Source organism: Alkalihalophilus pseudofirmus (assembly GCF_029094545.1).
In the GTDB taxonomy this organism is placed as follows: domain Bacteria; phylum Bacillota; class Bacilli; order Bacillales; family Bacillaceae_D; genus Alkalihalophilus; species Alkalihalophilus pseudofirmus.
Map to the genome: position 1 here is coordinate 3,158,911 of NZ_CP117835.1, position 23,305 is coordinate 3,182,215.

The 23,305-nt window shown below is 40.1% G+C and carries 22 protein-coding genes and 1 riboswitch; of the genes, 2 read left to right on the forward strand and 20 right to left on the reverse strand.

Features of this window, described 5'->3' with window-relative positions:
• Window positions 1-51: 51 nt before the first annotated feature.
• The 5 genes from racE to PQ478_RS16825 all read right to left on the reverse strand — a co-directional run bounded on the left by racE (window position 52) and on the right by PQ478_RS16825 (window position 4,763).
• Window positions 52-861, reverse strand: coding sequence for a glutamate racemase (racE, locus tag PQ478_RS16805; protein ID WP_012959958.1), 810 nt, complete (start codon window positions 859-861; stop codon window positions 52-54).
• Window positions 862-896: 35 nt separating this feature from the next.
• Window positions 897-1,331, reverse strand: a complete 435-nt coding sequence (locus PQ478_RS16810; RefSeq protein WP_289234927.1) for a MarR family winged helix-turn-helix transcriptional regulator — start codon at window positions 1,329-1,331, stop codon at window positions 897-899.
• Between the two features lie 300 nt (window positions 1,332-1,631).
• Window positions 1,632-3,353: a phosphoenolpyruvate--protein phosphotransferase gene (gene ptsP, locus PQ478_RS16815; protein WP_289234928.1), complete on the reverse strand. Its 1,722-nt coding sequence runs from the start codon at window positions 3,351-3,353 to the stop codon at window positions 1,632-1,634.
• Entirely contained in the window at window positions 3,353-3,616 is a 264-nt protein-coding gene (locus PQ478_RS16820; RefSeq protein WP_012959961.1) for a phosphocarrier protein HPr, read from the reverse strand. The genes ptsP and PQ478_RS16820 overlap by 1 nt, the downstream gene beginning before the upstream one ends.
• Before the next feature lie 310 nt (window positions 3,617-3,926).
• Complete coding sequence (locus tag PQ478_RS16825) at window positions 3,927-4,763, reverse strand: PRD domain-containing protein (protein ID WP_289234929.1); 837 nt, start codon at window positions 4,761-4,763, stop codon at window positions 3,927-3,929.
• A gap of 215 nt (window positions 4,764-4,978) precedes the next feature.
• Between PQ478_RS16825 and PQ478_RS16830 the strand changes: the two genes are divergently transcribed.
• Window positions 4,979-5,203 (forward strand): helix-turn-helix domain-containing protein, encoded by a 225-nt coding sequence (locus PQ478_RS16830; RefSeq protein ID WP_012959963.1) that lies wholly within the window; start codon window positions 4,979-4,981, stop codon window positions 5,201-5,203.
• Window positions 5,204-5,330: 127 nt separating this feature from the next.
• On the opposite strand, the gene PQ478_RS16835 is transcribed toward PQ478_RS16830, so the two are convergent.
• The 5 genes from PQ478_RS16835 to PQ478_RS16855 form a co-directional block, all read right to left on the reverse strand.
• Entirely contained in the window at window positions 5,331-5,792 is a 462-nt protein-coding gene (locus tag PQ478_RS16835; protein ID WP_289234930.1) for an acyl-CoA thioesterase, read from the reverse strand.
• 130 nt (window positions 5,793-5,922) lie between these two features.
• A complete protein-coding gene (sdhB, locus tag PQ478_RS16840) occupies window positions 5,923-6,675 on the reverse strand; it encodes a succinate dehydrogenase iron-sulfur subunit (RefSeq protein ID WP_012959965.1) in 753 nt (250 codons plus the stop codon).
• Window positions 6,672-8,441, reverse strand: a complete 1,770-nt coding sequence (gene sdhA / locus PQ478_RS16845; protein ID WP_012959966.1) for a succinate dehydrogenase flavoprotein subunit — start codon at window positions 8,439-8,441, stop codon at window positions 6,672-6,674. The genes sdhB and sdhA overlap by 4 nt, the downstream gene beginning before the upstream one ends.
• Before the next feature lie 13 nt (window positions 8,442-8,454).
• Window positions 8,455-9,084: a succinate dehydrogenase cytochrome b558 subunit gene (locus PQ478_RS16850; protein WP_012959967.1), complete on the reverse strand. Its 630-nt coding sequence runs from the start codon at window positions 9,082-9,084 to the stop codon at window positions 8,455-8,457.
• Window positions 9,085-9,481: 397 nt separating this feature from the next.
• Complete coding sequence (locus PQ478_RS16855; protein WP_289234931.1) at window positions 9,482-10,831, reverse strand: TrkH family potassium uptake protein; 1,350 nt, start codon at window positions 10,829-10,831, stop codon at window positions 9,482-9,484.
• A gap of 202 nt (window positions 10,832-11,033) precedes the next feature.
• Here PQ478_RS16855 and PQ478_RS16860 point away from each other — a divergent pair, with 202 nt between their 5' ends.
• Window positions 11,034-11,432 (forward strand): YslB family protein, encoded by a 399-nt coding sequence (locus PQ478_RS16860; protein ID WP_289234932.1) that lies wholly within the window; start codon window positions 11,034-11,036, stop codon window positions 11,430-11,432.
• Between the two features lie 33 nt (window positions 11,433-11,465).
• Here PQ478_RS16860 and PQ478_RS16865 read toward each other — a convergent pair whose 3' ends face one another.
• From PQ478_RS16865 to PQ478_RS16910, 10 genes are all read right to left on the reverse strand, one after another.
• Window positions 11,466-12,713: an aspartate kinase gene (locus PQ478_RS16865; protein ID WP_289234933.1), complete on the reverse strand. Its 1,248-nt coding sequence runs from the start codon at window positions 12,711-12,713 to the stop codon at window positions 11,466-11,468.
• A gap of 148 nt (window positions 12,714-12,861) precedes the next feature.
• A riboswitch (Lysine riboswitch) is annotated at window positions 12,862-13,050 on the reverse strand.
• Window positions 13,051-13,124: 74 nt separating this feature from the next.
• Complete coding sequence (gene uvrC / locus PQ478_RS16870; protein ID WP_289234934.1) at window positions 13,125-14,915, reverse strand: excinuclease ABC subunit UvrC; 1,791 nt, start codon at window positions 14,913-14,915, stop codon at window positions 13,125-13,127.
• Window positions 14,916-15,107: 192 nt separating this feature from the next.
• Entirely contained in the window at window positions 15,108-15,422 is a 315-nt protein-coding gene (gene trxA / locus PQ478_RS16875) for a thioredoxin (RefSeq protein ID WP_022628801.1), read from the reverse strand.
• Between the two features lie 207 nt (window positions 15,423-15,629).
• Window positions 15,630-16,607 carry an electron transfer flavoprotein subunit alpha/FixB family protein gene (locus tag PQ478_RS16880; protein WP_022628802.1) on the reverse strand — a complete coding sequence of 326 codons (978 nt, stop codon included), beginning with the start codon at window positions 16,605-16,607 and terminating at the stop codon, window positions 15,630-15,632.
• Between the two features lie 14 nt (window positions 16,608-16,621).
• Window positions 16,622-17,392, reverse strand: a complete 771-nt coding sequence (locus PQ478_RS16885; RefSeq protein ID WP_012959974.1) for an electron transfer flavoprotein subunit beta/FixA family protein — start codon at window positions 17,390-17,392, stop codon at window positions 16,622-16,624.
• 27 nt (window positions 17,393-17,419) lie between these two features.
• Complete coding sequence (locus PQ478_RS16890; protein ID WP_022628804.1) at window positions 17,420-18,193, reverse strand: enoyl-CoA hydratase; 774 nt, start codon at window positions 18,191-18,193, stop codon at window positions 17,420-17,422.
• 20 nt (window positions 18,194-18,213) lie between these two features.
• Window positions 18,214-18,801 carry a fatty acid metabolism transcriptional regulator FadR gene (gene fadR, locus PQ478_RS16895; protein ID WP_012959976.1) on the reverse strand — a complete coding sequence of 196 codons (588 nt, stop codon included), beginning with the start codon at window positions 18,799-18,801 and terminating at the stop codon, window positions 18,214-18,216.
• Window positions 18,802-18,902: 101 nt separating this feature from the next.
• Window positions 18,903-20,612, reverse strand: coding sequence for a long-chain-fatty-acid--CoA ligase (locus tag PQ478_RS16900; RefSeq protein ID WP_075681394.1), 1,710 nt, complete (start codon window positions 20,610-20,612; stop codon window positions 18,903-18,905).
• 201 nt (window positions 20,613-20,813) lie between these two features.
• Window positions 20,814-22,517, reverse strand: a complete 1,704-nt coding sequence (locus PQ478_RS16905) for a long-chain-fatty-acid--CoA ligase (protein ID WP_075681396.1) — start codon at window positions 22,515-22,517, stop codon at window positions 20,814-20,816.
• Window positions 22,518-22,808: 291 nt separating this feature from the next.
• On the reverse strand, window positions 22,809-23,225 hold the full coding sequence (locus tag PQ478_RS16910) for a DUF350 domain-containing protein (protein WP_012959979.1): 417 nt from the start codon (window positions 23,223-23,225) through the stop codon (window positions 22,809-22,811).
• Window positions 23,226-23,305 lie beyond the last annotated feature (80 nt).

Sequence of the window (23,305 nt, forward strand, 5' to 3'; positions counted from 1 at the left end):
ACCACTTGTCTACAAAAAATAACAAGCACAAAAAAACCACCTAACGTAATGTTAGACGGTTTCTTGTCTGCCTAGATGAATCGACTCGACTTCAATATCGATTTCAAGCCATTTATCAGCAAGTGTTTTAAATTGGTCTTTATCTCCTGTAGTAAAGAAGCGGTGGGTTGGTTTTCGTTGGTCTGTAAACAGTAAATTATTATGATAGAGGAGCCCGCTCACTTCTCTGGCGGTTTCATCACCAGATGAGATCAATTGCACATCCGGCCCCATCTGCTTTTGAATAGTGTCTTTTAACAGCGGGTAATGAGTACAGCCTAAAATCATCGTATCAAAACCTCTATTTTGTAATGGCTCTAATACTTCTTTTACAATCAGATCAGCTTCTGCTCCCTCAAATACTCCACGTTCTACTAACGGAACAAATGGAGGACAAGCTAGACTTTCCACTTTCACTTCATGATTAATTGACTTTAAGGCTTTTTCATACGCACCGCTCTCAATCGTCCCAACCGTCCCAATCACAGCCACATGATCCTTTTTTGTCACTTTGAGTGCACTTGTTGCACCAGGATGTACAACCCCAACTACAGGAATGGAAAGTTCCTTTTTCACTTCTTCTAAAACGACCGCTGTCGCTGTGTTGCATGCGATGACTAACATTTTCATGTTTTCTTCAAGCAGCCGGTTAATCATCTCCCAAGTGTACGTGCGAACTTCTTCGCTCGTTCTCGGACCATACGGACATCTAGCTGAATCGCCCAGATAAACAATCTCCTCTTTAGGAAGCTGCCTCATCAGCTCTTTAGCTACTGTTAATCCCCCTAGGCCCGAATCAATCACTCCTATCGGTCTATCCACTATGTTTCCCTCAATTTCTATGCAACCTTGACGTTCTACACTTTAGCCTTCATTTCTTCATGTAGTACATGCAAGCTCTTCTCGAGAAAGTTTACTTCTTCTTGAGAAAAATTCTGCAAAATATTTTCTAAATACTCTTGTCTTTTATTGATCACTTCATTAATAATTGTCGTTCCTTTATCTAACAAGTGAATCCTTACCACACGACGATCATTTTTATCTTTCACACGTTCTACCAGCTCGTTTTTCTCCATCCGGTCAACGAGATCAGTCGTAGTACTGCACGCTAAATACATCTTGTTCGATAGCTCTCCTATTGTCATATCACCATATTCGTTCAACCATTGTAATGCGACAAACTGAGGAGGGGTAATAGGAAACTGCGTTAAAATTTCTCTTCCTTTTTGCTTAACCATTTCCGAAACTCTTCTTAAAGATCGTTCAATTTGTTCAATTTGTTGCTGGTCCATCTAATGTACCTCCGTCTATTAAACGTGATTTCGTCTATAACGTCTAGACGAAAATCGTCCTAATTTATTTTATATACTATACGTTTTCTGAAACCTGCAGCCGGTAGGCTCTAAGATTTAGTTCACAAGCTCATATCATTCTAAAAACACTTAATTTGTCCCTTAAAATATGTACCTTATTCCCTCATTGTCTCTGTTTTCAGCATGAATTGCAAGCTTTGATCTAACTGTTACGAGAAATGTCAAATGATTTACCTCATAAAAAAAAGAGCAACCGCCAAGACGGTTACTCTAAGTAAATTATGCTTTCACAAATGCTTCACGGACACGAGCTTCTACTTCATCTGCTGTATCTAAGTTAAGCATTTCTTGCGCAAACGTTGCTAATTCTTCTTTTGACAGGTCAAGTAATTGACTTCTAGCAGGTAAGATAGATGTTGCACTCATGCTGAACTCATCAAGACCAAGACCTAATAATAATGGAATAGCAATCTCGTCTCCTGCCATTTCACCGCACATTCCAGCCCATTTTCCTTCTTTATGAGCTGCTTTAATGACCATATCTACTAATCGTAAAATGGAAGGGTGATACGGCTGGTACAAGTAGGAAACTCGCTCATTCATACGATCTGCTGCCATTGTATATTGAATCAGATCATTTGTACCAATACTGAAGAAATCAACCTCTTTGGCAAAACGATCTGCAGCTACTGCTGTCGAAGGAATTTCAACCATGATTCCAACTTCGATCTCATCTGATACTTCTACACCTTCAGCAGTAAGCTTGTCCTTTTCTTCAGCAAGTAAAGCTTTTGCTTCGCGAAGTTCTTCAAGAGTAGCAATCATTGGGAACATAATTTTCAATTGACCATACGAGCTTGCACGCAAGAGAGCACGCAGCTGAGTACGGAACATATCGACTTTTTCTAGACAAAGTCGAACGGCACGGTATCCTAAGAAAGGATTCAGCTCTTTAGGAAGATCTAAATAAGGAAGTTCTTTATCTCCACCGATATCAAGAGTACGAATAACGACTGGTTTTCCGTCCATGCGCTCAACTACTTCTTTATAAGCTTCGAACTGCTCATCCTCAGTCGGAAGTGCGTCACGTCCCATATAAAGAAATTCGGTACGGTATAAGCCAATACCCTCTGCACCATTATTAATTACACCTTCAAGATCTTTTGGTGTACCAATATTTGCAGCAAGCTCTACATGCTGACCATCCTTTGTAACAGATGCTTCATTTACAAGCTTAGCCCATTCTTCCTTCTGCTTTTGGTAATCAGCTTTTTTCTTTTCGTATGTAGCTAATTCATCAGAAGATGGGTTAATAATGACATCACCATCGATACCATCTACAATAATTGTCATTCCATTCTCAATTTTTGCCGTTACTTCTTTAGCCCCTACGACCGCAGGGATTTCAAGTGAACGAGACATAATAGCCGAATGAGATGTTCTTCCGCCGATATCTGTAGCAAATCCTTTAATGAATACAGGGTTTAACTGTGCTGTATCTGATGGCGTTAAATCTTCTGCAATAACGATCGTTTCCTCAGCAATCGTTGCTAATGATTGAGCTTCAACTCCTAGAAGATGTCCAAGCACACGCTTTGATACATCACGAATATCAGACGCACGTTCTTTCATATATTCATTATCCATGTTCTCAAACATATCGATGAACATATTAGCGATTTCATTTAATGCGTATTCGGCATTTTGACTTTCATCGTTAATTTTCCCTTTTACTGCATCAACAAGCTCAGGATCACTTAAAACAAGCAAGTGAGCCGCGAAGATCTCGGCTTTATCAGCACCCATTTCAGCTTCAGTCTTGTCTTTAATGACAGTCAGCTCATCTTTAGCTGTTTTAAGGGCTGCATCAAAACGCTCAATCTCAGCATCACGATCAGTCACTTTTTTTAATTCAATATTCAGGTCAGGTTCAACGTGGACAAAAGCTTTGGCGATTGCTACTCCGCTAGAAGCAGCAATCCCAGTTAATTTTAATGACATTATTCGCCTAACCCTTCTTTAATAACATCCTCAATTGCTTGTAATGCTTCATCTGCATCAGAACCTTCTGCCTTAATTGTTACTTCAGCCCCTTGACCTACCCCTAGTGACATAACACCCATGATTGATTTTAAGTTAACAGACTTACCTTTGTACTCAAGAGTTACATCTGATGAGAATTGTCCTGCTTTGTTTACTAATTGTGTTGCAGGACGAGCGTGAATTCCTGTTTCTGCTGTAATTTTAAATGTTTTTTCTGCCATTGTTCATCAACCTCTTTCATTTATTTTAGAATGGGGTTGGTTTGATGCACCCATTCTGTTTCATAATTTTGTTGCTGCTCTTTGCATCCTCCTAACGTTAACTATGCAATTTACATCTGCATGAAAACGTTTTAAAGGGAATCCTACAAAAAACAGGCATCAGTAAAGAAACGCACATGATGATAACATGGACTACACTTGTATCGTACCCCATTTAAACCTCATATACACTTCCATACTCATGCCTGATCTTGTCAGTAACACGTAACTAAGTGCAACATATAATTTATTTAATAAGACAACTTATTATTTATTTAATAAATCGTTGTAAGTAAAACACAACTTCCGGCAGCTGTTCTGCCTTGTAATGTGTGTTAAAACGTTGATTTAAAACGTTAATTAACTCACTAGAGACAGTATAGCACAACTCAAATTCTTCTTTCAACACATCTGATAGCTTGGGAGAATAGTTGACTATGTCAGTTGATTGAAAACGATCAATCAGTTCGCACAAAAAACTAACTAAACGCATATACTCAACTGAGCGCCTATTCAAACTGACATTGCCTTTTTCCATAATAATTTCTACAAGCTCTGAAACGAGCTGAGGATGTTCATTCATCTCAGATAACGGCTGATTAGATGAGGCACTATAAATATGCAACGCGACAAATCCAATTTCAGCTTCTGGCAGTTCGACAGTCAAGTGAGCGTTTAAGTAATCTACCGCTTTTCTAGCAAGGTGAAACTCGTTTGGAAACATCATTTCTGTTTCAGTTAAAAATGGATTAGAAATTTCGATCCCCTGCTCCAGCCTTCTTATTGCAAAATGAATATGATCCGTTAAAGCAAGATGAATCCGTTCATAAAGAGGCTTAGGCAGCTCTCTTTGAATCATGCGGATAATCTCATTGATATGAATGATTAATGCTTCATCTAGATCACTTAGGAGCTCCCTGTATTGCTTTTGTTCTTCTTTGTCTTTTAACACAAATAATTTATCAATTGCATCGGCTTGTATGTGCTGTCCTTTTTTTCGGCCAAAGCCAATCCCTTTGCCAATAAGAATCACTTCATTAAGCTCAGGACTTTGTGCGATTACCACATTATTATTAACTACTTTCTCGATTCGATAAGTTCCATTCATGAACTGCCCTCTTTTGCATACATTCTATATACCATCTTATCTAAGGAGTAAATCACCGTCAATAAATATAGTCATTCGTATAATGCTTTATTTATTTAGAGATTATGCTCACATGTTAGAAGTTCTTTACATATACTATCAAGACTAAAGCCCTTCAACAGTGGGATTGAGTTACCCAAATTCGCTCTTAGCCCGAGCAAGAAGGAGTGAACTCATTGAAAGGAGCAGAATTCGGACCTAAACCATTACTTACGAAAAGGGAACGAGAAGTGTTCGAACTACTTGTACAAGATAAAACAACGAGAGAAATTGCACAAGAACTTTTCATAAGTGAGAAAACAGTACGAAATCACATTTCTAATACAATGCAAAAGTTGGGGGTTAAGGGGCGCTCTCAAGCTGTTATTGAACTGATCAGATTAGGTGAAATCGAAATCTAAACAGCATTAAACGCAGCAGGTGCACAAACATCATATGACAGCCTTCTCGGTCAGCTTACCTCCTAATTTGGAAGTAAGCTGACTTTTACTAATTATAAAGCCTCTGTAACCACACTTTTACCATTGCTTATAAACAAACCATTTCTCCTTTGAGGGCTTGACGCATTTCTTCATTCCAAGGTACTGCTTTGCCGCTTTCCTTACCTATCTGGACAATGGCTCCTCTTCCTGTTAAGCACACCTCTTGATCTTGATTAAGAACAAGATAGTGAAGATCCATTGATGAACTTCCTAATTTTTCTACTTTTACATATACTCTTAGCTGCTCGTTGAATTTAATTTGTCTTACATAGTCGCATTGTAGGTCAGCTGCTACGATCATCGTCTCAAAATCGGCATTGGCCCATTTTTGCATTAACCCTAACGAGCTGAAATATTCAAGCCTTGCATCTTCAAAATAAACAAGGGCATTTTTGTTGTTCACATGCCCGAAAGCATCTGTTTCTGAAAATCTCACACGAACCTCGCTTGAGAAAGTGAACCCTTTTTTCCATTTATCAAAATCAGTAATATACGCTGGCAGTCTCATGTTAGTCCCTCACTTCAAATAGTCTATTAAAAAAACTCACCCTCTATTGATCTATGTACCTACTTACGGGTAATAGTTCAATAAAAGGGTGAGTGTTAAATTTCAATCATTAACCGATTAAGAATAATTCTTATTGTCCACCAAAGAAGTTCTTAAATGATTGTAATGTTGTTTGACGGTTTAGGTCCGCAATGGATGTCGTAAGAGGAATCCCTTTTGGACAAGCTTGTACACAGTTTTGTGAGTTACCGCAATTAGCAAGTCCGCCATCACCCATAATAGTCTCTAAACGTTCTGCTTTATTCATTTCACCAGTTGGGTGAGCATTGAATAAACGAACTTGAGATAACGGCGCAGGTCCGATAAATTCAGATTTGCTGTTTACATTCGGACATGCTTCTAAGCAAACCCCACAAGTCATACATTTAGAAAGTTCATAAGCCCATTGACGCTTTGTTTCTGCCATACGTGGCCCTGGTCCTAAATCGTATGTTCCGTCAATTGGAATCCATGCTTTTACTTTCTTCAATGAATCAAACATTCTGCTGCGGTCAACCATTAAGTCACGTACAACAGGGAATGTTTTCATTGGCTCAAGGCGAATTGGCTGCTCAAGCTGATCCACTAGTGCCGTACATGATTGACGGGGCTTCCCGTTAATCACCATTGAACACGCTCCGCATACCTCTTCTAGACAGTTCATATCCCATGCGATTGGAGTTGTTGTTTCCCCTTTTGTAGTAACTGGGTTACGACGGAACTCCATTAACGCTGAGATAACGTTCATATTTGGACGATATGGTACCTCAAACTCTTCCACATAAGAACTGCTGTTTGGGTCATCTTGACGAGTCACTTGGAATTTGATTGTTTTTTCACTCATGATTTAACAGCTCCTTGCTTCTTTTGTGAGTAGTCACGTTTACGAGGTTTGATGAGTGATGTATCAACTTCTTCATACGTAAAGTCTGGTGCGTTCTTCGCTGGGTTGAACGTAGCCTTTGTTGTTTTTAAGAAGTCTTCATCATTACGCTCAGGGAATTCAGGCTTATAGTGTGCTCCGCGACTCTCGTTACGATTGTAAGCACCAAGAGTAATTACACGTGCAAGGCTTAACATACCATCAAGCTGGCGTGTGAAGGATGCACCTTGGTTACTCCATTTAGCCGTATCATTAATGTTGATGTTTTTGTAACGTTCCATCAACTCTTGAATCTTTTCATCTGTTTTAAGAAGCTTTTCGTTGTAACGTACTACTGTTACGTTATCTGTCATCCACTCGCCAAGCTCTTTGTGAAGGATGTAAGCATTCTCTTTACCATCCATTTTCATGATGTTATCAAATGTTTCTTGCTCTTTCTTCACTTCATTATCAAATAATGATGAAGACATAGCTTCTGCAGACTTCTCTAGTCCGTTCATGTATTCAATAGCTTTAGGACCAGCAACCATTCCACCGTAGATCGCAGAAAGCAGTGAGTTTGCTCCTAAGCGGTTTCCACCATGCTGAGAGTAATCACACTCACCTGCAGCAAATAGACCAGGGATGTTTGTCATTTGATCGTAATCAATCCACATTCCACCCATTGAATAGTGAACAGCAGGGAAGATCTTCATTGGTACTTTACGTGGGTCATCCCCCATGAACTTCTCATAAATCTCGATGATACCGCCAAGCTTAATATCAAGCTCTTTAGGATCTTTATGAGATAAGTCAAGGTATACCATGTTTTCTCCGTTAATACCAAGCTTTTGCTCAACACAAACGTCAAAGATTTCACGCGTTGCGATATCACGCGGTACAAGGTTTCCGTATGCAGGGTATTTTTCTTCTAGGAAGTACCACGGCTTACCATCTTTATACGTCCATACTCGTCCACCTTCACCACGTGCTGACTCACTCATTAGGCGAAGCTTATCATCACCTGGGATTGCTGTAGGGTGGATTTGAATGAATTCACCGTTTGCATAATGAACACCTTGTTGATAAAGTTTCGCAGCAGCAAAACCAGTGTTGATTACTGAGTTTGTTGACTTACCAAAGATAATTCCAGGGCCGCCTGTTGCCATGATTACAGCATCAGCTGGGAAGCTCTTAATTTCAGAAGACTTCAGATCTTGTGCTGTAATTCCACGACAGGTACCTTCATCATCAACGATAGCTGATAAGAACTCCCATCCTTCATACTTTGTAACAAGACCGCTTGTCTCATGACGGCGAACCTGCTCATCTAGTGCATACAGTAATTGCTGTCCTGTTGTAGCACCTGCAAATGCTGTACGGTGATGCTGAGTTCCACCAAAGCGACGGAAGTCAAGAAGACCTTCTGGAGTACGGTTAAACATAACTCCCATACGGTCCATCAAGTGAATAATTCCTGGTGCTGCTTCTGTCATTGCTTTTACAGGAGGCTGGTTTGCTAAGAAGTCTCCCCCGTATACCGTATCATCAAAGTGCTCCCAAGGAGAATCCCCTTCACCCTTTGTATTTACCGCACCATTAATTCCGCCCTGTGCACACACAGAGTGAGAACGTTTTACCGGTACCAATGAAAATAAATCAACAGGCACCCCTTTTTCTGCTACTTTAATTGCTGCCATCAGACCAGCTAGTCCGCCTCCGACAACAATAACTCTGCCTTTACTCATCCTGATCCACTCCTTAAATGTTTGCTAAGTCTGGATTAATGAATGCGAGGATTGCGCGAATCCCAACAAACGTTAATGCGACGAAAATACCGATCGTTACATATGTTGCAATTTGCTGTGAACGTGGTGTAACTGTAAGTCCCCAAGATACTGCAAATGACCATAAACCATTAGCAAAGTGGAACGTAGCAGCAACGACACCTAAAATATAAAACGCAAGCATAAATGGACTGCTTAAAATATCAGCCATCATATTGTAGTTAACTTCTGCACCAAATGCAGCTGCGATACGAGTTTCCCAAACATGCCATGCAATGAAAATTAATAAGAAAATACCTGACGTACGTTGTAAACGGAACATCCAGTTACGGAAGAAACCGTAACGTGCCGTGTTATTTCTAGCTTGGAATGCAATATAGATACCATAGATAGCGTGGTATAATAGTGGAATAAAAATAATGAAGATCTCAAGCGCATAACGGAAAGGTAAGCTTTCCATGAAATGTGATGCTTGGTTAAATGAACTAGCTCCTCTTGTAGCAAAATGATTGACTACCAAGTGTTGTACTAAGAATAATCCAACTGGAATTACGCCTAGTAAAGAATGCAACTTACGATTAAAAAACTCTCGATTACCGGCCATACCTTTGTCCCCCCACAATTGTTTTTTGACTACCCATACAAAAATTCTGTCTACATTCTCTCTTTTTCCGTATAACGTGTACCTCCCCACTGTGAAAACAACGTGATATGGAAATTAAACGAAATTTGTGAAACTTACGTAAAGTTTCTGTGAAAAAAATCCGACAAATTAATTGTACTCCCATCAGTTTGCCTCGTCAAGAAAACGTATACAAGTCTTTTATACAAAGTTTTTCGCGCTTTGTAACCCTTACTGGGCAAGAAACCCTTGGTATTTAGCACTTTTTGTAGAAAATAGTCTGTTAATTTTATTGGCTCTAACTCAATCTTCTGAAAAAAATTATAAAAAAATCCTGTATACCCTGAATTTCTCAGGATAAAACAGGAAATTTTGTTCTTTAACCAATAATAATCCGCTCAGTTGGATATTTAAAATGACTCTTCGTTTCTCTTCGTCTAATAGAGAATAAGAAGGCGATTAGTCCAACCCGCCCAATAAACATTAATACCATTAATACAAACTGACTAGGCAACGATAAATCAGGTGTAATCCCCAATGATAAGCCACATGTTCCGAACGCAGAGGCAGTTTCAAAAATAATAGCTAAAAGCGTGATATCACTTTGCGATTCAAATGCAGCAATTAAAGTAACAGCTGCAAACAACATGACTAGAAACACGGATAGAACAATAAAAGCCTTTTGACGATCTTCAGGATGAATCTCTCTTCCAAATACTTTTACATCGTCCTTACCCAGGGCGAAGCTTTTAATCGTTAAAAACATGACCGCGACCGTCGTCGTTCGAATTCCCCCGCCCACACTTGAAGGACTGGCCCCTATAATCATAAGGGCAGACATAAACAATAATGTGGCAATATTTAATTCCGACACATCCATGGTCGAAAGGCCGCCGCTTCTCGTGGTGGCTGAATTAAAGATGGAATAAAATAACTGCTGGTGCCACTCAAGACCTACATAATATGATCCCGTCTCAAGCGCCCAAATTCCAATAACCCCAATAATAAAAACAGCAAAATAAGTAGTCGTTGTAATCTTCGTAAACAAGCTGAATTTAAAATGAGGGTTATCTTTAGAGAAATACTCCTTCAGTTCCATTAACACAGGGAACCCAATCGCACCAGCAAAAATCAGCAGGATCACAACAAGCTGTACATAATAATCGTTCGCAAAAGGAATTAACGATTGCCCTGTGACATCAAACCCCGCATTTGTAAATGCACTTAATGAAGCAAATGCGCCTTGATAGAAGGCTTCCCCAACCGTATCAAAATAGCGTATATAATATGTACCTAGAATCAATGCCCCAATTAACTCGATGATTAAAGCTACAAAAAGAATACCTCTCATCAAATTCACTAGGCCTGAAAATTTATTTTGGTTTTGATCGACCATGATCAGCATTCGCTGAGATAAATTGATTTTCTTTCCGAAAAGCATCCATACAAATGTGCCTAGTGTCATAATGCCAATTCCGCCAAGCTGAATAGCCAATGCAAGAAAGAATACACCGATATAACTATACGTCTCTGACACATTTACCACCGTTAACCCAGTCACACTTACCGCACTTACAGACGTAAATAACGCTTCAGAGAATGTAAGGTCGACTCCTTCTTTATGTGAGATAGGTAGATAAAGAAGGATACTAAAGACAATCATTGCTATGATATAAGAAATGATAATAACCCTAAAGGGGGAAAGAAATTGACTTAACCCTAATTTCATCGTGTAGTACCTCCGTATTCATTCGCGCTTAAGTATACCATTTCCGTATTAGAGAAACTATAAGCGCTAGGAAAAAAGTAAGCACTTTTCCTTATATTTCCCTACGATTACCTCCCAATACTTCTGAGATTCCTTCTATATTCATTTGGACAGCTAGAAAGAGACCTTTTATAATATAAGAAGAGGAGAGGTGTTTTTCTACATGGAATTTAGAGACGAGACATTCGGTTACGATTTACTTAGAAATGATATTTTAAAGGAGGTCTTCGGGCAAGAGCATGACTCTATTTTGTACTGGGTTGGAAAAGCCCTTGCTCGCAAGTACCCGTTACATACAATCGAGGAAACCATCGATTTTTTTGAAAAAGCAAATTGGGGTACCCTGTCATTAGTAAAAGAAAAAAAGCAAGAACGGGTATTTGAGCTTCGCGGTGAATGGATGGATAAAAACGATGACCGCAGTTATCAATTAGAGGCAGGATTTCTAGCCCAGCAAGTAGAAACATGGCTGTCCTCTTATACTGCTGCTACTCAGACAAAGAAAAAAGGGATTATTCATATTCAAGTCGAGTCCGATCTGCATGACACGATTGAAGCGTAAAAAAAGCGATGCATGAGTGCATCGCTTTTTCCTTTATACTAATTGTGCCGCTTGTTCTTCTTCATGTACTTCGTCTAATTTAAACGCATCATGTAAGACCTCAACTGCCATCACCATATCGTCTTCAGATACAACAGCCGACACTTTAATCTCAGATGTGCTGACCATTTTAATAAATATTTCATTTTTAGCTAGGGCCTCAAACATTGTAGCAGCCACACCCGGGTTTGAAATCATGCCTGACCCTACTATCGATACTTTTGCAAGATCTTCTTCATGATATAAGTGTTCAAATTCAAGTTCATTCTTTGCTTGCTCTAAGCGTGCTACTGTTTCTTTCAGTGAGCATTGAGTAATAGAGAATGAGATATTTACATGATCTTCGTCGTATTGGTTTTGAATAATGATATCTACATTTACTCCGTTGCTTGATAAAATAGAAAATAGTTTTGGCAGGGTATCCATACGGTTTGGCAGACCTGCAACTGTTACTTTTGTAACATCATTCTCAAATGCAATCCCTCTTACGATTAAATTTTTCTCCACTGTAACTTCCTCCTCAATCATTGTTCCCGTTTCTTCTACCATGCTTGATGCAACCATTAATGGAACTTCATAATTTTTCGCAAACTCTACCGCTCTTGGATGAAGTACACCTGCTCCTAAGTTTGCCATCTCTAACATTTCATCATAAGATACCGCCTGCAGTTTACGTGCCTTCTTCACATAACGTGGGTCCGTCGTAAATACTCCGGTTACATCTGTATAAATCTCACAACGGTCTGCCCCTACAGCTGCAGCCAGCGCAACCGCTGTTGTATCTGAACCGCCTCTTCCAAGTGTTGTAATGCTGCCATCTTCTGTTACACCTTGAAAACCTGCCACAACTAGTACTTTGCCTGCTTCAAGCTGATTTGTTAACCGTTCTGAATCAATTTCTTGTATTCTTGCATTTCCATGAGATGCTTCTGTTAAAATACCTGCCTGACCGCCTGTATAAGATACGGCATCTACCCCGCGCTTTAAGAGTGCCATTGTAAGTAAGGAGATCGTCACTTGTTCTCCCGTGGATAAAAGCATATCCATTTCTCTCTTACTTGGATGATCCGTAATATCACTTGCTAAACTGACAAGCTGATCCGTTGACTTCCCCATCGCTGAAACGACAACAATCAACTCACTCCCTGCCTCTGCTGCTCGTGTAACACGGTCTGCAACATTTTCAATTTTTTCTACAGAACCAACTGAAGTTCCGCCATATTTTTGTACAATCCTTGCCATTTCGCCTCATCCTCTCAATCTCTTCACGCGCGATTCTTTTGATCGACTGGATGTGTTATACCTTTTTGCGTACAAAAAAAGCAACAATAAGGAAAACCCCTCACCGTTGCTTGTCATACCGTACAGGTACCACACTACTCCCTTTCTCACGTGAGATAGTTCTCCACAAGACTATTGGGTATAGTCAAGTGACAGCCTTACCCCTATTCGAGATAAGTCCAGCATGTATAGTTATGAGGTCTATACAAACTTCGGCGAATTCCCCTTTTAACCAGTGTCAAAGAACCTCATCGTTCTCGACTGGCTTACTAATGGTTTTCGCTCCTCTACCATCACTTCATTGTTTTGAAGTGCGGCATATTTAATTGTTTTTCATTCTAGCAGAGGATAACGTATGTTGCAACAAGAAATTTAATCTTTCTCATGCAGCTTTTCATATATAGCTTCTGCTACGTTCTTTGGCACCCCTTCTACTGCTAATTCTTCAATCGTCGCTTCCTTCATTTTTCTCACGGACCCAAAATGCTTGAGCAGCTGGCGTTTTCGTTTCTCTCCTACACCAGGGATCTCATCAAGCACAGATTGAAAGAAGGTTTTTGACCTTGTTTGTCTATGAAAGGTAATCGCAAACCTGTGAACCTCATCTTGTATTCTTTGAAGTAAATAAAATTCATGGCTGTCTCTTTTTAACGGAATGACTACCGGAGGGTCGCCCATTAATAATTGTGAGGTACGGTGCTTTTCATCTTTAGCAAGTCCGCAAACCGGTATAGAGAGCCCTAATTCATCTTCGATTACTTCTTGCGCAGAAGCAATCTGACCTTTTCCTCCATCAATGACAATTAAATCAGGCAGCGGTCTTTCTTCTTGCAGCAGCCTCACATAGCGCCTTTTTACAACCTCGCGCATTGAACCGTAATCATCTGGACCTGTCACTGTCTTGATCTTGTATTTCCGGTAATCTTTGCGGCTTGGTTTCCCATCTAAAAAGGTCACCATTGCGGAGACAGGATCTGTTCCTTGAATGTTTGAGTTATCAAAAGCTTCTATGCGATAAGGAGTTGCAATCCCCATCGCTTCTCCTAATCGTTCTACTGCTTTGATCGTTCGATCTTCATCCCGCTCAATTAAAGAAAACTTTTCTTTTAGCGCAAAAGATGCATTCTGGTTGGCTAAATCCAGCAGCTCCTTTTTCTTACCTCGTTTCGGATGAGCTGTCTTCACTTCTAATAATTGTTCAACCAATTCACGATCTACCTCTTCTGGCAGGAGTATTTCCGCTGGCTTAATATGATCTTTTTGAAGATAAAACTGCCCTACAAATGTAAGCAGATCATCCTTAGCTTCTTTATAAAATGGAAAAATCGACACATCACGCTCGATCAGCTTTCCTTGACGTATAAAGAACACCTGCACGCACATCCAGCCTTTATCATAAGCAAAGCCAAATACATCTCGATTAATATGATCATTAATGGTCATCTTTTGCTTTTCTCTGACTTGATCCATATGCTGCAATAGATCTCTTAATTCTTTGGCCCGCTCAAAATTCAACTCTTCTGAGGCTTTCATCATCTTCTCTGTAAGATCTTCTTTAATCTCATCATGACCTGAACGCAAAAATTTAGTGATTTCTTGAACCATCTCTTGGTTTTGCTCTTTTGTGACCTCATAAACACACGGCGCTAAACATTGACCGATATGATAATATAAACACACTTTATCGGGCATCGTTCTGCATTTACGCAATGGATATAAGCGGTCTAATAACTTTTTCGTCTCGTTAGCCGCTCCTGCATTAGGATAAGGACCAAAATACTTCCCGCCGTCTTTTTTTATGTTTCTTGTTGTAATCAACCGCGGATGTTCTTCATTTGTTATTTTTAAATACGGATACGATTTATCATCTTTTAACATGACATTGTATTTTGGGTCATGTTTTTTTATTAAGTTCATCTCGAGAATAAGCGCCTCGATATTTGATGAGGTCATAATATATTCAAAGTCCACAATCTCACTAACAAGCCGTTGTGTTTTCGCATCATGAGAACCAGTAAAATAAGATCGCACTCGATTTTTCAAAACCTTTGCTTTCCCTACATAGATAATGGTTCCTTGACGATCTTTCATTAAATAACAGCCAGGCTGATCAGGCAAGACCGCTAGCTTTTCCTTCAGGTAATTTCCATCTTTCTGATTCACTTACATGTCTCCCCCTCTCCATTACAGCGAAACTTATTGCTGTAAATCCGATAGCTCTAACCTATTGGCTGCAAGATCTAAACATATGTTCTCTCACTCTATTGTTAGCGACATCTAAAAAAATATCAAGTATGAAGCAGCAAGCACAGCAAAAAATCGCGCTCTCTTTTGAGGGCGCGATTTCATAATGAATTATAGGTGTTTGTTTAGAAGTTCAGCTAATGCTTCCTTCGGCTGGAACCCAACAACTTGATCTACTACATCTCCATCTTTAAAAACAAGAAGAGTAGGGATACTCATGACGCTGTATTTACCAGCTGTTTCTTGGTTCTCATCTACATCTAACTTAGCAATCTTTACTTTATCGCCCATCTCTGCATCTAATTCTTCAAGAACAGGTGCAATCATTTTACAAGGTCCACACCAAGGTGCCCAAAAGTCTGCAAGAACGACTCCCTCACTTGTTTCACTTGCGAATGTTTGATCTGTTACGTTTACGATAGCCATCAAAAAAGCCTCCTTTAATTCTCAACAAAATAATTTACAGTCTGATTATACCATTTGACGTATTAAATTGGCGAATAAGTTGCTCGCAATTATTATCCCCTGCCTAGTATTAAAATAACCGAATGAATAATTTTAAAACATGCCCCGCTATAATCTATGTGATAAAAAAAGAAAGCCCATGCGTCTATGGACTTTCTTAAAGGGTCATTAGTTAGAAACTAATGTGCTTTTAAGCTCTTCTGTCAGGATTGGAAGAATTTCAAATAGATCGCCGACTATACCGTAATCAGCCACTTCAAAAATAGGAGCTTCTGGGTCTTTGTTAATTGCTACAATGACCTTAGAGTTAGACATACCAGCTAAATGCTGAATCGCACCTGAAAGACCAACCGCAATATATAAATCTGGTGTCACGACTTTACCCGTTTGACCAATTTGCAGTGAGTAATCGCAATAGTCTGCATCACACGCTCCACGAGACGCTCCAACCGCACCGCCTAGTAGGTCTGCTAATTCTTGCAGCGGCTCAAAGCCTTCTTTCCCTTTTACTCCACGGCCGCCAGCTACGATTACTTTTGCTTCAGAAAGATCAACACCGCCTGTTGCTTTACGAACCACATCTTTAATGACTGTGCGTAGATCTTTAATATCTACTGTTAAGTTCGAAACATCTCCGCTTCTTGACTCATCTTTTTCAAGCGGCGGAATGTTATTTGGACGGATCGTTGCAAAAACAACTCCCTCATTTACTTTCTTTTTCTCAAATGCTTTACCAGAATAGATTGGACGCGTGAATACCGCATCTCCTCCGTCCATCTCAACAGAGATCGCATCAGAGATCAGCCCCGCATTTAATTTCATCGCTAGACGCGGTGAAACATCTTTACCTAATGAAGTGTGTCCAAGAAGAACTCCCTCTGGACTCTCTACATCAAGAACTTGCAATAATGCCTGTTGATAAGCATCTGTTGTGTATGTTTTAAGGTCAGCATGGTTCACAACGATTACACGATCTGCACCGTAGTGGATAAGACTTTCAGCTAAACCGCTTACATCTTCTCCTAAAAGAACCCCTACTACTTCTCCGCCATCTGCCACTTCTTTTCCGGCAGCAACTGCTTCATATGATACATTACGTAATTCTCCGTCACGAACTTCTCCGATTACAAGTACTTTCTTTGCCATGATAATCCCTCCAATTAAATGACTTTTGCTTCAGATTTTAGAAGTGATACGAGCTCTTTTACTTGCGCTTGCGGGTCGCCTTCTAATAGTTTTCCTGCTTGCTTTTCTGGTGGTAAGAAGATCTCAAGTGTCGTTGTTTTTGCTTCTACATCATCTTCATCCAAGTCAAGATCATCTAAATCAAGTGTTTCTAATGGCTTTTTCTTTGCTTTCATAATACCAGGAAGTGATGGGTAACGTGGCTCATTTAAACCTTGTTGAGCAGTTACAAGCACAGGAAGAGATACTTCTACTGTTTCTTCGTCTCCTTCAACATCACGAACGATCGTTGCTGCTCCGTCCGCCACTTCAAGGTTTGTAATCGTTGTCACTTGCGGGATTTCTAATAGTTCAGCTACACGAGGACCAACTTGTCCGCTTCCTCCGTCAACCGCCACATTTCCGCCTAAGATAATGTCATACTCTTGCTCTTTTAAGTAAGCAGCAAGCATTGACGCTGTTGTAAATTGATCCAATTCATCTACATCTTCGCTATCAAGCAATACAGCTTTGTCTGCACCCATTGCTAAAGCAGTACGTAGTTCTTTTTCTGCTTCTTCTTCACCAACTGTTACAACCGTTACTTCTCCGCCATGTTCATCACGGAGTACAATCGCTTCTTCAATGGCATATTCATCGTATGGATTAATAATAAATTCTGCTCCACCTTCATCAATTCGACCGTTTGAGATCGCAATTTTTTCCTCAGTGTCAAAAGTACGTTTCATTAAGACGAAAATGTTCATGCTTTATTCCCTCCTAGAATTAGTAAACTATTTATTTTGGAATTTAGGTGCTCGCTTTTCAATAAAGGCTTGTATGCCTTCTTTTCCATCCTCTGAATCAAATGCAAGTCCAAAAAGTTCAGCTTCTCGCTTCGCTCCAGCTTTGTACTGCTCATCAATGCCAAATTGCAGCAGCTCTAAAGTTAATCGTGTTGTGACTGTACTTTTCTTGGCAATCTTTTTCGCTAACGCCATTGCATCTTCAATGAGCGCTTGCTCAGAATGAGTCGAATTAACAAGACCTAATGTTTTTGCCTCAGACCCTGTAATCGGATCACTAGTCAAAAGCATTTCGGTCGCTTTAGCACGGCCAACATACTGCGGCAATCGCTGGCTTCCTGCAAATCCTGGAATTAATCCAAGCTGCAATTCTGGAAGACCAAGTTTTGCATCTTCTGTTGCCAGACGAATATGGCAAGCCATAGCAAGTTCTAATCCTCCGCCAAGTGCTGCACCATGAATAGCTGCAATAACAGGTTTTTTAAATGCTTCAATACGATCAAATAGAACTTGACCTTGCAGGGCTAGTTTGGTGAAAGCTGCACCATCCTCTACCTCTGTGAACTCTTTGATGTCAGCTCCTGCGGCAAAGAATCTTCCTTCGCCGCATAAGAGGACAACATGAACATCATTATTCTGTTCAATTTGAGTAAAGGCTTCATCAAGTTCCGATAGAACGCCGCGTGACAAGGCATTTGCTGGCGGACGAGCTAACGTTATGGTCGCAATATGTTCGCTAACATCAAGCTTGATATAATCCATTCCTTCCACTCCATTCTTATCTACCTTTTACAAAAACCTCCCAAAAGCATTTGGTGTAAGGGTTTTGCTAGAGCACTCAGGTCATACTTGCAGTCTTTCATAACCCAATTTGTAACTACTTCATCTAACGTGCCGAAAATCATTTGACGCGCTAGGCGATTGTCTAACTCAGGGTCAAAATAACCGCTTTCTTTCCCTTCAGTAATTAATTCGTCCATCAAGGTTAAATACCCTTTTAAGATATCATTAATTTTTAGTCTAAGGTCCGTATTTGATTGTCTAAGCTCTAGTTGTGTGACGATAGCGAGCTGCTTATCTGCTTCTAATTGTTCAAAGTGCGTGGTCATTAGAAGGAGGAATTTTTCATCCACGGTTTGGCAAGACTCAATCTTTGTTCGAATGGTCTCTACAAAACGTCCCATCTTCTCTTCAAATAAAGAGGTCAAAATGTCTTCTTTATTTTTGAAATAAAGATAGATCGTTCCATCCGCAACTCCCGCCTCTCTGGCGATCTTCGCTACTTGTGCCTGATGATAACCGTGCTTAGCAATAACCGTTACAGCTGCATCGATAATCTGGTTGTATTTTGGTCCTTTTTTCTTTCCCACTTTTGTCGCTCCTTTAAAATGAATGAGTATTCATTCATATCTCTTATTCTAGTGGAAAAAACCAAGACTGTCAATCCACCATTTTCATAATTGAATGGTCATCAACTAGATTTTTCTTGATTCAATGCAGCGGTTTTCTCTTTTTCTTCCTCGATTAGTACTCGCTTTAAAATTTTACCTACAATTGTTTTTGGGAGCTCTTCACGGAACTCATATAACCTTGGTACTTTATAAGCAGCCAGATGTTTACGGCAGTATTGATTTAACTCTTTTTCAGTAAGCTGCTTGCCTTCTTTAAGGACGACAAATACCTTCACAGTTTCCCCGCGGTATTCGTCCGGTACACCAATAGCTACTGCTTCTTGAATATCCTCATGGTTATATAACACTTCTTCAATTTCTCTAGGATAAATGTTAAAACCACCAGCAATAATCATATCCTTTTTACGATCAACGATATAAAAATAGCCTTCCTCATCCATATAGCCCATATCACCCGTTAGAAGCCAATCATCTTGCATCGTTGCTTGAGTAGCCTCCGGGCGGTTCCAATACCCTTTCATAATTTGCGGGCCTCGAACGGCAAGCTCCCCTACTTCTCCTTGCTCCACAGGTTCCCCTGTTTCCATTGAGAGAATAACAGCTTCTGTATCCGGCCACGGCAATCCGATACTTGCTTGGCGATGGTCTCCCCATAGCAAGTTACAATGTGTCACCGGTGATGCTTCAGTCAGACCATATCCTTCAACAAGCCGACCGCCTGTCAGCTCTTCAAACTTCTGTTGAACTTCTTGAGGCAATGAAGCAGAACCGCTGATACACGCCTCAATCGACGACAGGTCATACTTCTTGACATCAGGGTGATTAATTAAGCCGATATACATCGTTGGTGCACCTGGAAAGATTGTAATTCGTTTTTTGTTAATAATTTTTAAGACTTCTTTTGGATCGAACTTCGGAACAATATGAAGTGCATTCCCGTTCATCAGCGTAAGATTCATTGATACAGTCATGCCGTATACGTGAAAGAATGGCAGCACAGCTAACGTACGCTCTTGGCCTTCTTTCATTTTGTACATCCAATGACGGCATTGAATCGTATTCGCTACAAGATTACGGTGAGTCAGCATAACTCCTTTTGCAAGGCCCGTAGTCCCTCCTGTGTATTGCAGCAAGGCTAGGTCCTCTCTTGGGTCCACATCTACCTCAGGACGCTTGTCGCTTCCTGCCTTAACAAAGGGCAGAAACGGATGGACAGTAGAAGAGTATTCCACATTGACCGTCATCTTTGTGTTCTTCTTTTGGATAAAAGGATAAATCAAATTCTTTGGAAACGGCAAGTAATCTTTGATAGCGGTTACAATAATATGTTCGACTGACGTTGCATTTTTCACCTTCATTACCCTTGGATATAACAAGTCCAAACATAAGATAATTTTGGCGCCTGAATCAGATAGTTGATGTTCTAATTCTCGCTCTACATACAGCGGATTGGTTTGAACGACTACTCCTCCGGCTAGTAATGTTGCAAAATAAGCAATGACTCCTTGCGGGCAGTTCGGCAGCATAATCGCTACGCGTTCACCTTTTTTAAGACCTAAGGACTGAAGATGATTGGCGAGCCTTCTTACTTCTAAGTCAAATTGACTGTATGTAAGCGACTTCCCCATAAATTCTAACGCCGTATTGTTCGGATATTTATGTGCAGCTTGCTCAACTAATTCGTGTAGTGAAACACTAGGATATTCGATATTTGCTGGAATTTCCTTGTGATAACGTCCAACCCATGCATGTTCTGTTACTGTCGACATTAATTGGCCTCCTCATCGCTCCCCTTTCCTTATAAACGTTTCCTCTCTCTCTTCTACATTGTAATGAATAATGATTCAATTTTAAATAGATTTTTGTGATTTTTTAAAATTTTCCTGCGATCTAGTCGAAATTTGTCCTTTATTAACATACTCACACTCATAAAAAAACTGCCCGAAAGTCGGACAGTTTCCTTCATCACTCTATTCACTGCTTGCTTTTTTAGCTTCATGCTTTTTGTTTTCTTCTTCAACCAAAACACGTCTCAGGATTTTACCGACAAGTGTTTTTGGCAGTTCTTCTCTAAATTCATATACCTTTGGCACTTTAAATGCAGCTAGATGCTTGCGGCAATATTGATCAAGTTCTTCTTCTGTGACAGATTTCCCTTGCTTTAATACAATAAATGCTTTGACGGTTTCCCCGCGATACTCATCAGGAGCCCCGATAATGACAGCTTCTTGAATCGCATCGTGCTCATAAAGCACTTCTTCAATTTCCCGTGGGTAAATATTAAAGCCGCCTGCAATGATCATATCTTTTTTACGATCAACAATGTAGAAATAGCCTTCCTCATCCATATAACCCATATCACCGGTTAAGAACCAATCATCTTTAAACACTTTAGCAGTTTCCTCAGGCCTGTTCCAGTACCCTTTCATCACTTGAGGACCGCGGATGGCAATTTCACCAACTTCTCCAAAATCAGCTTTTTCGCCTGTTTCAGCAGAAATAATTGCAGCATCGGTATCCGGCCACGGCAGACCGATACTTCCTGTTTTCCTCTCTCCCCAAATTAAATTAGAAATAGCAACTGGAGAGGTTTCAGTTAACCCATATCCTTCTACGAGTTTACCACCTGAGAGCTGCTCAAATTTTTGTTGAACTTCAAGCGGCAGAGGAGCTGCTCCACTTAAGCATGTTTCGATCGATGAAAGGTCATATTCCTGTATATCAGGGTCATTAATGAGTGCCACATACATGGTAGGAGCACCTGGAAATAACGTAACCTTTTGCTTTTCGATTGTTTTTAGTACATCTTTCACTTCAAACTTCGGCAGGATAACAGTTGTTAACCCTCCCATAATTGAGAAGTTCATGATGACCGTCATACCATACACGTGGAAGAACGGCAAAGCTGCAAGCATTCTTTCATTGCCAGGGCGCATCTTATACATCCACGCCATACATTGAGATGTATTAATGACGAGGTTTGCATGTGTCAGCATTACACCTTTAGCAGGGCCGGTTGTACCTCCTGTGTATTGTAATAACGCCAAATCAACGGTAGGATCCACTTCGACATTTACCTCTTTTGTAGACCCTTGGTTTAAGAAATTTTTAAAAGCAAGCGTCTTATCGTCGTACACAACTTCAACTTTAATACCCATTTTCTTTTTTTGCACGAGTGGATACAAGAGATTTTTCGGAAATGGTAAGTAATCTTTAATGCTCGTTACGATGACATGTTCTAAGCTGGTTTTACTGCGAACGGCCTGCACTCTTGGAAATACTAAATCAAGACAAATAATTACTTTTGCACCTGAGTCAACCAGTTGATGCTCAAGTTCCCTTTCAACATATAAAGGGTTCGTCTGCACTACAATGGCGCCAATCATTAAAGCCCCGTAATAGCTGATAACCGATTGGGGACAGTTTGCAAGCATAATCGCGACACGGTCTCCTTTTTGAATCCCTAGAGACTGAAGCTGATTTGCAAACTGTTTAGCTTGATTGTAAAGCTCTTCATACGTTAACTCTTTTCCAAGGAAATGCAATGCTGATGTACTAGCATACTTACTTGCAGCTTGCTTTAGGTAGTCATGAAGCGTATTGTCCTCATATGGAATCGTATGAGGAATCTCCTTTGGGTAGTGCTTGAGCCAAACCTTATCTTCATGCGTCATAACAGTCATCTCCTTACCCCTTTCTCCATTCTCCTTTCTTGTGTGCCACTCTCCTCTAATACTATTGTATTGTAATCGCTTACAATTTTGAATCTTTTTTTTAAAATTTTCTGAACTTTTTTCCTAGTTCTTATTTATCCGATAAAAAAGACTGTGCAAAATACATTCGCACAGCCTTTATCTATTTTATGAAGCTGCAAAGAACATCATGTAAATGATACCAGCTAAAATAAACGCCCCGCAGCATACATACAATATTTTCATTAACGTTTCCAACGTACCTTCTCCCCTTTAACTTCTGCTTATAATGCTCGCTCCTATGACATAAGACAGACCAATTGAAATCACCATCGCGATAAAGCCAACAGCACGGTTATCGCGAGCAATCTCTTCATCCACTTTGAAGCTTGGCGTTAAGAATTCAAATATAAAATAACTAAAAAGCAACAGCGCAAAGCCAAGTACTCCCCATCCTAGCATCATTAAAAGTGAGTCGGAGTGTTCAATGGAGTGCCTAAAGATGTTGGCTACACCAAAGATCTTTCCTCCAGTTGCAAGTGCCACTGCAATGTTGCCATTTTTGATTTCATCCCAGTTTTTGTATTTCGTTACCGTTTCAAATACAGCTAAAAAGACGATTAGCGCTAGCAAGGAAACACTGTAATATGCCGCAGTCTTGATTAATTCAAGCTCGAAAAAAGACTCCATCCTATTCTCCTTCACTCGTTTCTAACTCTAGTCAATTACTTATAACCTGTTCAATCTCTACAAGCACGTTTTTTCAAAGG